This is a genomic window from Telluria antibiotica (assembly GCF_011682055.1).
In the GTDB taxonomy this organism is placed as follows: domain Bacteria; phylum Pseudomonadota; class Gammaproteobacteria; order Burkholderiales; family Burkholderiaceae_D; genus Telluria; species Telluria antibiotica.
This window is the reverse complement of the sequence record NZ_JAAQOM010000001.1, coordinates 15841-30874: the sequence shown is the minus strand read 5'-3', so window position 1 is coordinate 30874 and position 15034 is coordinate 15841. Positions and strand designations below refer to the sequence as shown.

Annotated in this window: 8 protein-coding genes; 4 read left to right on the top strand and 4 right to left on the bottom strand. The window is 69.2% G+C overall.

Annotated elements, in window-relative coordinates; genetic code table 11:
• Positions 1 to 8: 8 nt before the first annotated feature.
• The 3 genes from HAV22_RS00130 to HAV22_RS00120 are packed head-to-tail and all read right to left on the bottom strand — an operon-like array spanning position 9 to position 5237.
• Entirely contained in the window at positions 9 to 1304 is a 1296-nt protein-coding gene (locus tag HAV22_RS00130; RefSeq protein WP_166855298.1) for a right-handed parallel beta-helix repeat-containing protein, read from the bottom strand.
• Positions 1305 to 1312: 8 nt separating this feature from the next.
• On the bottom strand, positions 1313 to 4006 hold the full coding sequence (locus HAV22_RS00125) for an exo-rhamnogalacturonan lyase family protein (RefSeq protein ID WP_166855296.1): 2694 nt from the start codon (positions 4004 to 4006) through the stop codon (positions 1313 to 1315).
• Between the two features lies 1 nt (position 4007).
• On the bottom strand, positions 4008 to 5237 hold the full coding sequence (locus HAV22_RS00120) for a BT3233 family polysaccharide utilization protein (RefSeq protein WP_166855294.1): 1230 nt from the start codon (positions 5235 to 5237) through the stop codon (positions 4008 to 4010).
• A 707-nt stretch (positions 5238 to 5944) separates the two neighbouring features.
• Here HAV22_RS00120 and HAV22_RS00115 point away from each other — a divergent pair.
• Positions 5945 to 7552, top strand: a complete 1608-nt coding sequence (locus tag HAV22_RS00115) for a fatty acyl-CoA reductase (protein WP_229420985.1) — start codon at positions 5945 to 5947, stop codon at positions 7550 to 7552.
• 243 nt (positions 7553 to 7795) lie between these two features.
• Entirely contained in the window at positions 7796 to 10183 is a 2388-nt protein-coding gene (locus HAV22_RS00110) for a sensor domain-containing protein (RefSeq protein WP_166855292.1), read from the top strand.
• 18 nt (positions 10184 to 10201) lie between these two features.
• Here HAV22_RS00110 and HAV22_RS00105 read toward each other — a convergent pair whose 3' ends face one another.
• Positions 10202 to 12874: a sensor domain-containing diguanylate cyclase gene (locus HAV22_RS00105; RefSeq protein WP_166855290.1), complete on the bottom strand. Its 2673-nt coding sequence runs from the start codon at positions 12872 to 12874 to the stop codon at positions 10202 to 10204.
• 226 nt (positions 12875 to 13100) lie between these two features.
• Here HAV22_RS00105 and HAV22_RS00100 point away from each other — a divergent pair, with 226 nt between their 5' ends.
• Complete coding sequence (locus HAV22_RS00100) at positions 13101 to 13394, top strand: H-NS histone family protein (RefSeq protein WP_166855288.1); 294 nt, start codon at positions 13101 to 13103, stop codon at positions 13392 to 13394.
• A gap of 425 nt (positions 13395 to 13819) precedes the next feature.
• The gene (gene dgoD, locus HAV22_RS00095) at positions 13820 to 14968 is read left to right on the top strand and encodes a galactonate dehydratase (protein ID WP_166855286.1); all 1149 of its coding nucleotides are present in this window, start codon (positions 13820 to 13822) and stop codon (positions 14966 to 14968) included.
• Positions 14969 to 15034 lie beyond the last annotated feature (66 nt).

Below are 15034 nucleotides of genomic sequence, written 5' to 3'. Positions count from 1 at the left end.
GCAAAGGGTCAGCGTTCGAAGGCGCCCAGGTCCGGCGCGCGGCCATGATACGGCAGGCCCACGTCGACCCCGCGGTCGACGACAGGGCTGCCCGCGCGGGGATGGAACATCGGCACGTCGGGCAGGGCGCCGTCCGGCTTGCGGGGCGCGTCCCAGCCGGTCGCCGCGACGCTGTCGAAATCGAACGGCGACAGGGTAAGGCCCGGGTCCCATGAATTGGAGGCGCTGTCCGCGCCCGCCACCTTCAGCCGCGTGCCCGCGGGGTAGGCCACGTTGTTGCGCAAGGTGCCCAGGTACACGGGCCCGCCGTCGGGCGCGATGCCCAGCATGTTGAAGTCGATGGCGTTGCCGAACGCCGTATTGTTGAAGAAGTCGAGCGCCAGCGGGTGGTGGTTCGCATAGAAGCCGGACACCTTGTTGTCGAAGGCGACGGAAAATCGCACGACGTGCTTCACGCCGTTCGGCACGTAGCGCCCGCCGTAGCCGCCCGCCTTGATGCCGTTGCCGTTGCCCGCCGGGAGCGGTGTGTGCGTGCCGGGCAGGTAGCCGTGCTGCCATGCCCACGAGTATTCGATGGTGACGGGGGAGTAGGCGTTGATCAGGTCGAAGCCGTCGTCCGTGTTCGCCCACGCGCGGCAGCCGCGGAACACGTTGCCCGGGTGGCCCGCGCTGACGTGGGCACCGAAGCCGTCCGCGCTCTGGCCCGCGCCGTTCGAGGTGTACGGGTCGTAGTTGTGGTGCGAATCGCTGTTCAGCACGAGGTTCCAGCCGCCGTCCTTGATGAACAGGCCCGGGCCCATATTGTGGTGCAGGTCGAGCCGTTCGAAGACGTTGTGGTTCCCGTTGATCCACACGCCCCACGATTCGTGGTTCAGCCGGTTGTCCGGCTGCTGCGGCGCCCCCGTGATCTCCAGGCCTTTCAACACGATCCAGTCGGCGGCGACCTCGATGCCCTTGACGCGGCAATCGTCCTTCATGCCGGAAAAGTCGAACACGGGTGTCTCGCCCGGATACGCTTCGTAGCGGATCGGCTGGCCGTCGGTGCCGCTTTTGTCGATCGCGATGCCGGCGACGGCGGCGCGGCGCGACGCGCAGCTCGTCGTCGCATGCGTGTACGCGTAGCGGCCGCCGCGGAACAGCACGGTGTCGCCGGGACGCGCCAGCGCCTGCGCGTGGGCGAACGATTGCCACGGTGCGGCTTCCGTGCCGGCGGCCGTGTCGTTGCCCGCCGGGGCCACGTAGTACGTCGCGGCGGTTGCGGGCGCGGCGATAAAGGCCGCGGCGAGGACGAGAAAGCGGTACATGAAGTCTCCTAGGTGCGGGGCAGTAGGTCGCCGATCAGCGCGAGGTTCTGGATGGCGGCCAGGCCCCATTGCGCCGTCTCGTTGGTGCTGGCCCACGGGATTTCGTCGACGGGCCGCAACACGTGCGGTGGCGCCACATGGACGGTGCGGAATGGCCGCGGCTTGCCGTCGCCGGCGAACTCGCGCCACGCACGGCGCGCGAGCGCGGGATCGCGGCGCTTCCACGCGGCGTACGCGGTCAGGCGCGAGTGGGCCGCGTACAGCGCGTGCGTGGCGCCGTGCGGGGCGCCCAGCCGGCGGCGCTGTTCGTCGACGGGCGCGTTGAACAATTCGCAGTAGTCGAGCCACGCGCGCTCGAACGCGGCGTACCCGGTCAGGCGTATCAGTTCGTCGAAGATCTCGACGGCGCCGAACACGGCGTTCAGGTGCGATGCCTTCACGTCCGCGCCGATCATGTCGTGCAGGTGGCCCGTGTCGGGCTCGTAGCCCATGCGGTCGCCGTTGAAGAAGCCGTGCGGCATGGCGGCGATGTCGCGCATCCCGGTCAGGATCTTGTCGCGACAGCGCGGGCTGCCGCTGCGTTCCCACTCCGCGAGCCAGTTGGCGGCGAGCGATGCCCAGTCCGTGCCGAAGCTGATCCGCGCCGGATACGGCCCCTTGGGCGGTACGTTCGGCAGCTTGCGCACGGGGTCGACGGCGTCCAGCTTGCGGTCCGCGTCGAGTACCTCGCGCATGACGTCGCCGATGCGTTCGTCGCCCGTCAGGTAGTAATAGTAGCGGCGGTAGACGGCCGTGCTGATGCGTGCCTGCTTGGCGCTGCAACCCCAGTGCTGGACGTTGTGGCGCGACCCCAGGCCGGCGAAGGGGCCCAGGTGGTACGTGTCGACCTCGCTCGTGTGGCGCACCATCGCCTCGCCCATGCGGAAGACGTCGGCCCGTCCCGTGCGCAGGAAGGTGTACCACAGCCACAGGTCGGGCGACAGTTCCGAATTGTCCCAGGCGAACCCGCCCACGTCGTAGCGCCAGTCGTGGCGGTCGGCGTCGTACGTGTGGCGGATGTCGCCGTAGTCCCAGAAGCCGTACCAGCGGCGCTGCTCGACTTCGCGGCGGTAGAAGTCGAAGCGGGCATCCAGCTCGTCCTCGATGGCGGCGCGGGCCGGCGTGCTGCGGTCCGGCAGCGACCACAGCGTGCCGAAGACTGCCGTCGCCAGCAGGTGCGTCGGCGCGGGCGCCAGTTGCGGCGGCGTCTGCAGGTCCCTTGCGAACTGCGCGAAACGTTCGCGCGGCGGCGTGGCGTCGCATGCCCACAAGGTGATCTCGCTGCTGCGCGCGACGCCCGCCGGCGTGCCGTAGCCCCGTTCGTAGTCCTCGTACGTGATCTGCAAACCCTGCAGCTCTTGCGCGTGCGTGTCCATGCCCATGCCGTCGTGGTAGAAGCGCAGGTCCATCGCGGGCGCGTCCGGGGACCACATCCAGACGGTGGCGCGTGCCGTGTCCGCGTGGGCATCGCGGATGTCGAGCTGCGTCGGGTGGCGTTGCCAGAAGTCGCGCAGGCCGAACGCGACGCCGCCCGAGGCGCCGCCCACATAGCCGCAGCCGGCCGCGCGTCCGCCCCACGCCGCGTCGACCCAGCCGCAGCCGGCTTTCGTGCGCTTGCGGATGCGGAAGCTGTCGGCCGACAGCTGCGACAGCGACACGTCGCCCCATGCGGGCACGAGGTGCAGCAGGGGGCGCACCTCGTCGGACACGGGCGGACAGCGCTCGCCCGCCAGCTGCGCGCGGCGCGCAGCGGCACCGGGGTCGCGGCGCAGGCCCGTCAGGTTGCGCACGCCCTCGGCCCACACGCCGCCGTCGGCGCCGGCGAAGCGCACGTGGCGGTCGTGCAGCTCGTCGTGCATCGGCACGTCGAACGCCAGGCCGATGCCGCGGATGAAGTGGCGCTGCTCGTCGCCGTCGAACACGAACGTGTGCATGATGCGGACGGACGCGGCGCCCGCGTAGAAATACAGGCGGACGGTGAACGGCAGCCAGTCGCGCCCCGCGCCGCGGTGCTTGCCGTCGAGCCGAAGCACGCTGCGGATGGGGCCTTCCTGTTCCAGGGTCGCCGTCTGGACGACGCTCTCGAATTCCGTGCGGCGGGTGCTGCCTTCCGGCGCGTCGTCGCACAGCGCGACGAGGCGCACGTTGCGCAGGACGTCGCGTCCGCCGCGGCGGACGGAGTGCACGAGCACGGGGCCGCGGGACGGGACGACGCAGTCGACGACACCGGTGCCGACGACGTGGCTGTCGGCGTCGCGGCGTACGGTGACGACGCCGCCCGCGGGGGCGCGCGACGTGCCCGGGCGCACCCGCAGGGCGGCGTCCGGCTTGTCCGTCGCGCCGAGCGCGTGCGCCGTCCACTTCAGCGAGCCGTCCGGCCAGTACGCGAGCGGCCAGCTTTGCGCGGGTACGGGGCCGGAAGCGCCTTCGACGACGAACGCCTGGTCCTTGCGCAACGCGCCGCGTGGCCACGGCACGCCGAACGTCGTGCCGCCGATGCGGGCGGGGCGGCCTTCCAGCCACGCGACCCTGGCGCCGTCGGCGGGACCCGCGACCGGGGCCGCCGGTGCGGCGCGCCCCAGCGGCAGGGCAGCGGCCAGCGTGGTGGCGCGGAAGAAGTCGCGGCGGGTGAAGCCCCGTGTCGTGCCGTCTGTGTCGGCCATGTCAGTGCGCGGACAGCGTCACGCGCACGGGCGCCGCGACGCGGGCCGCCTCGTCGGCGACATGGCGCTTCCACTGCTGCTCGGACGTGATGTCGCCCCCGCGCGTCCACGCGGCTCCCACGTAGTAGCGCAGCGGCTGGCCGGACGTGGCCGGCGCCAGCATGAACGCGTTGCGCGCGTCGGCACCGAATGCCGGACTGCCGGCTGCCGGCATGATCACGGCGACGCCGAAATCGCCGCTCCTGTTTTGCGCAACCCATTGCACGAGGGCTTTCGCCGCGGCGTCCTGCGTGAAGGTGACCTTGGCGTCCTCGCCCTTGTCGGCCGGGTCCTTGTTCAGGCCGACGGCCACCTGCAGCGGACGGCTGCCCGCGAACGTGAACGTGCTGTCGATGCGGTCGAAGTCGTGGCCCGCGTCGACCGTGAACCGCTTGACCTCGGACACCTGCGTGCCCGCCGCGTTCCAGCCGTCGTACGTCAGCTCGAAGATCGCGCGCACGGGCCCGTTCGCCAGCACCTTCCAGTGCGAGAAGTTGATGCCCGAGTAGAGCTTGCCGCCGGCCCAGATGCCCGTCCCGCCGGCGCCCATCGTCGTGCCGACGTTGTACATGTCGAGGCCTTCGCCCTCGTCGTGGTGGTAGTGGTCGTGCCCGACGTTGTACCAGCGGTCGACGATGGGATACGGCACGCGCTTGAACCAGATATCGAGGCCGCTCGTCTTGAGCACCTCCTTGTCGGAACCGGCCGGCGCCGGCGCGGCGAGGGCGGGGCCGTACGTGCGGTGCGCCACCTTGTCGTTTTCCCACGCGAAGTCGTCCAGGCGTTCCGGCACGATGCGGGCGAAGACCTTGGTCGGAAACGGCCCCGTGACGGCCTCGCTGGGTTCGACGGTGAACGTGGCCGTCTTCTCGCCGGGTGCGAAGTCGTGCTGGAACAGCAGTTCGCCGTACGCCACGCCGTTGCGCTGCGGGTCTTTCGCTTCCGGCGCCACGTTCGTCACCTGGTGCGGCAGCACGCGGCCGGTGGCGTCCTTCACGACGATGTGCTGGACGCCGGCGTGCGGCAGCGCGTCGTTGACGCTTTTCCACGGCACGGCGATCGTCTCGGCCGGGCGCGCGATGGCGAGATCGTTGGTGACGGTGATGGTCAGGCGGTCGGCGGCGGCGGCGCCGGTGGCGAGCGTCACTGCGAATGCGCAGAGCGACAGGTGGAAGCGGGCGGGTAGCGTCATCGTGCGTCCGTGAGTGCGAGGTCGTGGGTCGGGAACAGCATGCCCGCCGAGTATCGATTCCGGGTGGCGCAAGTGTCAATGAACGGCCGGCTGCCGACCGCATTTAATCAGCGCATTGAGCAGGGCCGTATTGACGCGATGACCTGCAAAGCCAGTGTTTTGGCTCGCAAGGACAGGGCGCCGGCCCGTGGAAATCCATGCTTTCCATTACTCTAATACTGCTTGACGTTCCTGCAACGATCGGGCGCGAGGAGACACGCAATACAAGAACAAAGGTCGGAAAGACCGAAGGGGCAACGATGAGAGACCACCACAGGCCCGCAGGGCCGGCCCGCGACGGGGCCGGCGCGTCGTGCGGCGCCGCATCCACCCGCCGTCCCGCCGGACGGCGCCCACGACGGCGCGCCACGGCCCGAGCCGGCGGTTCCCGTCACCCGCACGGGGCCTCCGGCTTCTCCACCTCCGGCCGCCAGGCCGGCGCACCGGTGCGCCACGAGCCACCGGACGCCGGCGCCAGGGCGGCCACTGGCCGCGACCCGGCCTGAGACGGCGCGCCGCAACGCGCGCCAGCGCTTCCGACCGCAAGCCCGACCGATGACCGAATTGCCGGGGTGCGCCGGGACGGCGTTTCGCCGCCGCCCGGGCGCGCCACCACGCCGGCGCTCCGCCCGACGCGGAGCATCCTGGCCCACAACAATGGAGACACCATGACGCATTCAATGACCGGAACTACCCTGGAGGCTGCGGCCGTACCGGACGCGCGCGACGCCTTCGCCGGCAAGCGCATCCTGCTGACGGGCGCGACGGGCTTCGTTGCCAAGGTCGTGCTGGAAAAGCTCGTGCGGACCGTGCCCGACCTGGGGCGCGTCCTGCTGCTCGTCCGCCCGGGTGAACACGGCGATGCCCGCGCACGCTTCGAGCGCGAGATCGCGGCATCGTCCGTGTTCGACCACCTGCGCGGCGTGCGGCCGGCCTGGCTGGAGCGCTTCTTCGCCGAGCGCGTGGAATGCGTGACGGGCGAGATCACGGCGCCCGCCTTCGGCCTGTCTGCCGAGCGTTTCGCGGCACTGGCGGAGAGCGTGGACATCGTCGTGAACGCGGCCGCCAGCGTCGATTTCCGCGAACCGCTCGACGAGGCTTTGGCCATCAACACGCTGAGCCTGGGCCACGTGACCGCGTTCGCACGCGTGGCGGACGCGCCGCTGGTGCACGTCTCGACCTGCTACGTGAACGGCTACAACCGCGGCGAGATGCGCGAGGAGATCGTGGGGCCGGCCGGCGCGGCGAAGGACGCTATCCCGCGCCATGGCGACGGCTGGTACGACGTCGACGCGCTGATCGAATCGCTGCAGCGCAAGATCGCCCGCGTCCGCGCGCGCGGCGACGATCCCGAACGCGTGCGCCGCCGCCTGACCGATCTCGGTATCGCCCAGGCCCAGCGCTACGGCTGGAACGACACGTACACGTTCACGAAATGGCTGGGAGAACAGGTCGCGCTGCGCGCGATGCACGGGCGCACGCTGACGATCGTGCGGCCCGCGATCATCGAGAGCACCTTGCGCGATCCGGCGCCCGGCTGGATCGAGGGCGTCAAGGTGGCGGACGCCGTCATTCTCGCCTACGCGCGCGGCAAGACGAGCTTCTTCCCCGCGGGGCGCGAGGGCATCATCGACATCGTCCCCGTCGACCTCGTCGCCAATGCCATCGTGCTGGCGGGCGCGGAAGCGCTGTCCGGCGGGCCGGGCCGGCGCATCTACCAGTGCTGCAGCGGCTCGACGAATCCGTTGGCGCTCGGTGAGCTGATCCGCCTGCTGCTGGCGGAATCGAAACGCAACTGGCGGAAGTACGACAGACTGTTTCATGCGGAGCCAAAGCACGATTTCCGCACCGTGGGCGAGGGCACGTTCCGTTTCGTGATGGGCGCGTTCGGCCTCGGCGCGGCCGCGTGGAACGGCCTGCGGCGCCTCGTCGGCGCGCCCGGCACGACGCGCGCCATGGAAAAGCTGCGGACGACGCGCACGCTGGCGGTCACGTTCGCGTTTTACGCCCATCCGCGCTACCGCTTCCACAACGCGAACCTGCTGGCGCTGGCCGCGCGCTGCGGGGAAGAGACGCGGCGGGTGTATCCCGTCGACGCCCGGCTGATCGACTGGGAAGAGTACATGTGCCGCATCCATATGGCGGGGCTGAACCGCTACGCGCTGCGGCGCCGCGATGCGGTCCCGGACGACGCGTCCGGCCAGGCGGGCAGCGCGCATGGGCAGGCGGACGCGTGCGCGGGCGCGGAGGCGCTGGCGCCGCAGGCATCGCGCTGAAGCGGGGCGGGCATCGGGCGCGGCAAGCATGCCCGGTGCCCATCATAGAGGCGCATCGTTGTCCGGGTAATTTGCAACTAACCGACAGATGCGCCAGACTACTTCCAACAGCGCCACCAGGGCGAGGGTGGGCCAGCGCGCCATGCACGGCAAATGCGGCGCCCCGGCTTTCATGACTGCGCTATGATGTTTTCCTGCCGGACGTCATGCAATACGAGCCCGGCCGGTGCTCAGGAGGAACCCGTGAACCTTTCGCCTTTGCCCCTCGCCGTATTCGTCGTCGACGCGACAGGGTCCATCACGAGTTGGAACCGTGCGTGCGAGAAGCTGGCGGGCTATGGCGCGCAGGACATCCGTAATCGCGGGCTCGACACGATCATCGCGTTCGACGATGCCGCCGCCGTGAACCGGGTCGCGGACCGGGTCAACGCCGACTCGACGGGCGAACTGATTTGTGCAGACGGGCGCCGGGTGCCCGTCCGCGTGACCGTCGCCCCGCAATCGCTCGATCCCGACCAGCCCGGCACATACAGCGTGATCGTCGTGCCGCGCTCCGGCCTTGCCCCCACGCGCTACGCGCTCATCCAGGACCTGCCCATCGCCGACATCATCGAGGAATTGCCGTGCGTGTTCTACGTCATCGACCAGAGCGGGCATCTGCTGCTGTGGAATCACCAGCTGGAAGACGCGCTCGAGATGACGAGCGACGAATTGCCGACCTATAACGTCAAGAATTTCTTCGACGAGGCCGTCCAGGCGAAGATCGTGCAAAAGATCCTGGAAGCGTTCGAAGAAGGGACGTCGTCGCACGAGTCCGATCTCATCGGGCGGCACGGCAAGCGCACGCCGTTCCTGTTCCATTGCGCGCGCACGAACCTCGGCAGCCTGCCCGTCGTGTTCGGTACCGGGCTGGACATCACGGCGCGCAAGGAAGCGGAACACGGCTTGCGCGTGCGCGAGCGGGCGATGTATTCGAGCGTGAACGCCATCGTCATCACGTGCTGCGAGGATGCGGACAACGTGATCGAGTACGTGAACCCCGCGTTCGAGCAGATCACGGGCTATACGCTGGCCGAGGTCAAGGGCAAGAACCCACGCTTCATGCGCGTCGACGATTGCGACGTGGACGAGCGGCAGCGGATCCACGACGCGCTGGCGCGCCAGCAAAGCGTCCGCGCCGTGCTGCGCAACCGCCGCAAGAACGGCGAGATCTTCTGGAACGACCTGCGCATCGACCCGGTCGCCAGCATGGAGGGCAAGGTGACGCACTTCGTCGGCGTGATCAGCGACGTCACCGAGGCCAAGCACTACGAGCGCCGGCTGCAGCACCTCGCGCACCACGATGCGCTGACGGGCCTGGCCAACCGCACGCTGCTGCAGGAACGCCTGAAGTCCGCGATCGACTCCGCCACCGCGCGCCGCAAGCAGGGTGCGCTCGCCTTTCTCGATCTCGACAATTTCAAGCACATCAACGACACGTTCGGGCACGAGGCCGGCGACGCCGTGCTGCGCGAGATCGCCCTGCGCCTGCGCGCCAGCATGCGCGAGGAAGACACGGTGGCGCGTCTCGGCGGCGACGAATTCGTGCTCGTGATCGCCGAGCAGCCCGACCTGGCCCAGCTGGGCATGCTCGTCGAGCGGATCCGCCAGGGGGTGTCGGCGCCGATCGTCGTGGACGGCAAGGAAATCCAGCCGGGTACCAGTATCGGCGTCAGCCTGTTCCCGCAGGACGGCCGCAACGTCGACCAGATCATGCGCGCCGCCGACGCCGCCATGTACCACGCGAAGACGCTGGGCCGCAACAATGTGCAGTTCTATTCGGATGAGTTGAACCAGGTCGTGCACCAGCACCTGCTGCTGGAAGCGAGCCTGAGCCGGGCGATCCGCAACCGTGAACTCGTGCTCGGCTACCAGCCGAAGGTCGACCTGCGCACGGGCAGGGTCGTGGGCGCGGAAGCCCTCGTGCGCTGGCAGCATCCCGTCGACGGCATCATCCCGCCGGACGTGTTCATCCCCGTGGCCGAGCAGACGGGCTTGATCGTACCGCTGGGCGACTGGGTGATCGACGAAGCGTGCCGCACGTTGCGGGCGCTCGGCGCTTTGGGCATCGACGATTTCGTGATCGCGGTGAACCTGTCCGCGCGCCAGCTGCGCCAGCGCCGCTTCGTGAACCGCCTCGCGGAGACGCTGGCCCGGCATGGTGTGGCCCCCGGGCGGCTGGAACTGGAAGTGACGGAAAGCCAGCTGATGGACCACCCGGAAGAGGCGCGCGAGGCGCTGGCCCAGCTCAAGCTGCTGGGCGTGCGCCTGTCGATCGACGATTTCGGCACCGGATATTCGAGCCTCAGCCACCTGCAGCGCTTCCCCGTGGACTGCATCAAGATCGACCGCTCCTTCCTCGGCGGGACCGGCGACCTGCACAATGGCCATGCCGTGATCACGCGCGCCATCATCGCGCTCGGCCACAACCTCCAGTTGCAGGTGATCGCGGAGGGCGTCGAGACGCGCGAGCAGCTGACGTTCCTGCGCGACCACGACTGCGACCAGATGCAAGGGTATTATTTCAGCGCCGCGCTCGCGCGGGACGGCCTGCAGGACATGCTGCGGCGTGACACCCGCCTCGACATGTAGCGGGGAGGGCAGTCCCGCTCAGGCGTATTCGCCCGTGTGCAGGATGGCGTACGTGTGGCGTCCCGCTTTCTTGGCGGCGTACAGCGCGCGGTCGGCCGTCTCCATCAAGGTGCGCGGATCGAGGGCGCCGGCGGACGCCAGGCCCACGCCGATCGTCGTGCCGACCTTCAGCGTGTGGGCGGCGAGCACGAACGGTTCCGCGACGGCTTCCAGGATCTTGCGGGCCACGCGTTCGGCGTCGGCCTCGCTGCGCACATCGTGGAGCAACACCGTGAATTCGTCGCCGGCGAGGCGGGCGACGAGGTCCGTCGACCGTACCGAGATGCGCAGGCGGCGCGCGAACTCGACGAGCACGTCGTCGCCCGTCGCGTGGCCGTAGCGGTCGTTGATCTGCTTGAAGAAGTCGATGTCCAGGTACAGCAGCGCGCAATCGCGGTCGCCCTGGCGCGACCGGCTCGTCGCCCCCTCCAGCGCTTGCTCGAAGCGGCGGCGGTTCGGCAGCTGCGTGAGCGGGTCCGTGTGCGCCAGCGCGTGCAGGCTGCGCTCGTGCAGGCGCGACGCCGTCGCGTCGGTCGTCAGGATGTACACGCCGGCCACGCGGCCGTCGCGCAACTGCGGCAGGAACGTGGAGTGGACGATGCGCGTGTGGTTCTTGCGAACGATCTCGTGTTCGCACTGCGACGCATTGCCGAGCCAGGCCTGTTCGAGTGCGTTCGCCTGCGGCGCGTGGAACGCGGGGCCGAACGCTTCCTCGACGGTGAGGCCGAGCATGTGGTCCGGACGCACGCCCAGCCACGACGCGTGCACGGCGTTCGCGAACGCGTAGCGGCGCTCTGCGTCGAGGTAGGCGATCAGCACGGGCACGTTGTCGGTGATCGTGCGCAGGCGTTCCTCGCTCTCGGCCTGGCGCAGTTCGCTGAGCTTCCTGGCCGTCATGTCGAACGCCATCGCGTAATAGCCGTCCGGCGTGCCGTCCGGCGCGCGCTGCGGCACGAACACGCACTGGTAGTACAGCTGGCGGCCGCCGACCTCGATGACGTCCTCGAACGTGCTGCGCTCGCCGCCATGGACGCGGCGCAGGTGCGGCTCGAGCTTGGCGTACTCCGGCTCGGAATAGGCATCGCGCACGTCGTGGCCGATCAGGGCCTCGGGCGGCTTGCCGTAGAACTGGATGGCGCGGCCGTTCAGGAACACGAACTTGCCGGCCGCGTTCACCTTGCCGATCAGCGCGGGCAGGTTTTCCGTGATGGCACGCAGGCGGCGTTCGCTCGCTTCGAGCTGTTCGCGCGCCGCGTTCCGTTCCGTAATGTCATGCATCGCAACGACGGCGCCGAGCGCACGTCCCGTGTTGCTCTTCAGCGGGCGGCCGCTGGCCAGCAGCGTGGTTGGCGGGCGCCCCGCCGGCGCGACGGTCATCGCCTGTTCCCGCACCACTTCTCCGCGCAGCACGCGCACGAGCGGCACGTCGGCGGGGGCCAGGGGTGTGTGGCCGTCCGCCTCGTACAGCGAATAATGCCGGGACCAGTCGGGCGACTTGATGCACTCGCGGTCGAGGCCGTGCAGCATGCGCGCCTTCTTGTTGAACAGCGTGAGGTTGCCGTCCGCGTCGCAGGCGACGACGGCCACGTCGATCGATTCCAGCACAGCGTCCAGCAGTTCCTGCTTTTCCTCGAGCTGCTGGCGCGTGCGGTTACGCTCGGACACGTCGTCGAGGAACGCGCCCACGCAGCGCCGGCCCTGCCATTCGTAGGCGCCGACCTTCATCTCGACGGTGATACGGCGCCCGCTGGCCGTCAGCGCGGGCAGCTCGACCTGGCGGTCGACGACGTTGCTCGCACCCGTCGCGAGGTAGCGGGCCATGCCGGCGAAGTGTGTGGCGCGCAGTTCTTCCGGCACGATCAGCTTGGCCAGCGGCCGGCCGAGCGCCTCGGCGCGGTTCCAGCCGAAGATCCGTTCCGCCGCCGGGTTCCATTCCGTGATGCGGCCTTCCGCATCGGCGCCGATGAACGCGCTGTACGACGTCGCGACGATCGTGCGGTTCCACGCCTCGGCGTCGCGCAACGACAGCTCGGCGGCCTTGCGCTGAGCGGCTTCCGCCGACAGTTCGACGAGACGGGCTTCCAGCTCGGCCGTGCGCTGCGCAACGCGCTGTTCCAGTTCCGCGTTGAGCGACTTGAGGGCCTGCTCGGCCATGACGCGCGCCGTCGCGACGCGGGCCTGGTTCAGTTCCGCCTCGACGAGGTCGGCGAGGTCGCGCAGGCTGTCGCGCTGCGCGGCGTCGAAGCGGCGCGGATTGCGGTCGACGATGCACAGCGTCCCGACGGCGTGGCCATCGCAAAACACGGGCTGTCCGGCATAGAAGCGGATGTGCGGGTCACCCTTGACGAGCGGGTTGTCGGCGAAGCGGGTGTCAAAGGCGGCATCCTCGATGACGAGCATCTCCCGCTGCGCGATGGCCTGGCTGCAGAAGGCGATGGCGCGGGGCGTCTCGTCGGCGTCCAGGCCGCAGCGCGACTTGAACCACTGGCGCTGTCCGTCCACGAGCGTGATGAGGGCGATCGGCACGCCGAACGTCATCGCGGCCAGGCGCGTGTAGCGGTCGAAGCGGGGCTCCGGTTGGGTGTCGAGCAAGTCCAGTGCGGCCAGGGCCGCGAGGCGTTTGGTTTCGGAAATCGTCGAGGTCATCAGCATGGCCGTTCCAGGCGGGTGAACGGCGGCGAGGCAAGGGCCGCAGGAGGAGACGCTGCCGGGAATCGGGGCCGACGTCCAACAGGCATCGTACACGGAATTCTTTGCAGAAAGTCGAAATGCATGGAAGAATGTGGCGCGCCGGCGACGTTGCAGTTCACATATTCATATGCCCTTGTCATAGTAGAATGGGCGCTCCGTTCCCCTCCTGCCAAAAGGACATCGACCCATGGCACGCTTCGATCTCACCGGTTATGACCTCGCCGAATTGAAAGGCTTGCAATTCGAAATCGAGCAGGAAATCAAGCGCCGCGCGCGCGACGAGCGGGAGCGCGCGCGCGCCCGCATCCACGCGCTGGCGGCCGACGCGGGCATCCCGCTGGACGCGCTGATCGCGAAGGCGGTGCCGCGCTATCGCAACCCGGCCGACAGCGGTCAGACGTGGACGGGGCGGGGGCGCCAGCCGCGCTGGATCGCGGAGGCGTTGGCCTGCGGCAGGTCGCTGGACGAGTTCAAGATCTGAACGGCGCGCGTCCGCGCTGTCTCCAGCGTGGGCGGTGCCGCCTGCCGCGCGTGGACGCCGTTGCGCGCTGGCGGTATTATCCGCGATTTAACATTTCCTTCCCCGAGGCAGAACGTCGCGACTCCGCTGTCCGCCCGCGAGGCCGGCCGCACCACTTCCAGTCATGCTGCGGTTCACATTGCCGTGCATGCCGGGGCGGTAATCCCGATGTATCGCGGCGGCTGCCGGCGCTGCGGGCCGGAGAAAGATCGTCGATGTCGGTTGCCACCACGGCTGTCGGGGCGCGCCGACGCTCGCGTGGTTTCACGTACAGGGTTGGGCATGGCGTAGCATGGCGTCGGCTTGGGGTGTCTATATCGTAACGGTATAGATCGCCCACGATTGCGAATGCTTGAATCGCGCCGACCGGGGCTACACTGGGCCCCATGAAAATCACGCGACTCACCACCTACCGCGTCCCGCCGCGCTGGATGCTGCTGAAGATCGAGACCGACGAGGGCGTCACCGGCTGGGGCGAACCCGTCATCGAGGGGCGCGCGCGCACCGTCGAAGCGGCCGTGCACGAGCTGTCCGACTACCTCGTCGGCCGCGACCCGGCCCGGATCAACGACCTGTGGCAGACGATGTACCGCGCCGGCTTCTATCGGGGCGGCCCGATCCTGATGAGCGCCATCGCCGGCATCGACCAGGCCCTGTGGGACATCAAGGGCAAGGTGCTGGGCCAGCCCGTGTACGAATTGCTGGGCGGTCTCGTGCGCGACCGCATGAAGACGTACAGCTGGGTGGGCGGCGACCGTCCGGCGGAACTCATCGCCGGCATCGCCGCGCTGCGCGAGGCCGGGTTCGATACCTTCAAGATGAACGGCACCGAGGAGCTGGGCATCGTCGACAACGCGCGCAAGGTCGACCAGGCCGTCGCCCGCGTGGCCGAGGTGCGCGCGAAGTTCGGCTACGAGATCGAGTTCGGCGTCGACTTCCACGGCCGCGTGTCCGCGCCGATGGCGAAGGTGCTGCTGCGCGAACTGGAGCCGTACCGTCCCCTGTTCGTCGAGGAGCCCGTGCTGGCCGAGCAGGACGAGTATTACCGGACACTGTCCGACGCGACGTCGATCCCGCTCGCGGCGGGGGAGCGCATGTACTCGCGCTTCGACTTCAAGCGCGTGTTCGACCGGGGCGGCCTCGCCATCGTGCAGCCCGACCTGTCGCACGCGGGCGGCATCACGGAATGCGTCAAGATCGCCGCGATGGCCGAGGCGCACGACATCGCGCTCGCCCCCCATTGCCCGCTCGGACCGGTGGCGCTGGCGTCGTGCCTGCACGTCGATTTCGTCGCCCACAACGCCGTGCTGCAGGAGCAGAGCATGGGCATCCACTACAACCAGGGTGCCGACCTGCTGGACTATGTGAAGAACAAGGACGACTTCCGCCTGAGCGGCGGCTGGATCCGGCCGCTGACGAAGCCGGGTCTCGGCGTCGAGATCGACGAGGAACGCGTGATCGAGGCGAGCCGCACCGCGCCGGACTGGCGCAATCCCGTCTGGCGCCACGCGGACGGCAGCATCGCGGAGTGGTAGACCTGTCGGGCCCTGGTGTACGATGTACGGTATATAAAACATACAAAACCGGGGACGACAGCAAGC

Coding starts and splice junctions, on each gene's coding strand:
- HAV22_RS00130 (WP_166855298.1), bottom strand. CDS start 1,304: ATGTACCGCTTTCTCGTCCTCGCCGCGGCCTTTATCGCCGCGCCCGCA.
- HAV22_RS00125 (WP_166855296.1), bottom strand. CDS start 4,006: ATGGCCGACACAGACGGCACGACACGGGGCTTCACCCGCCGCGACTTC.
- HAV22_RS00120 (WP_166855294.1), bottom strand. CDS start 5,237: ATGACGCTACCCGCCCGCTTCCACCTGTCGCTCTGCGCATTCGCAGTG.
- HAV22_RS00115 (WP_229420985.1), top strand. CDS start 5,945: ATGACGCATTCAATGACCGGAACTACCCTGGAGGCTGCGGCCGTACCG.
- HAV22_RS00105 (WP_166855290.1), bottom strand. CDS start 12,874: ATGCTGATGACCTCGACGATTTCCGAAACCAAACGCCTCGCGGCCCTG.
- HAV22_RS00100 (WP_166855288.1), top strand. CDS start 13,101: ATGGCACGCTTCGATCTCACCGGTTATGACCTCGCCGAATTGAAAGGC.
- dgoD (WP_166855286.1), top strand. CDS start 13,820: ATGAAAATCACGCGACTCACCACCTACCGCGTCCCGCCGCGCTGGATG.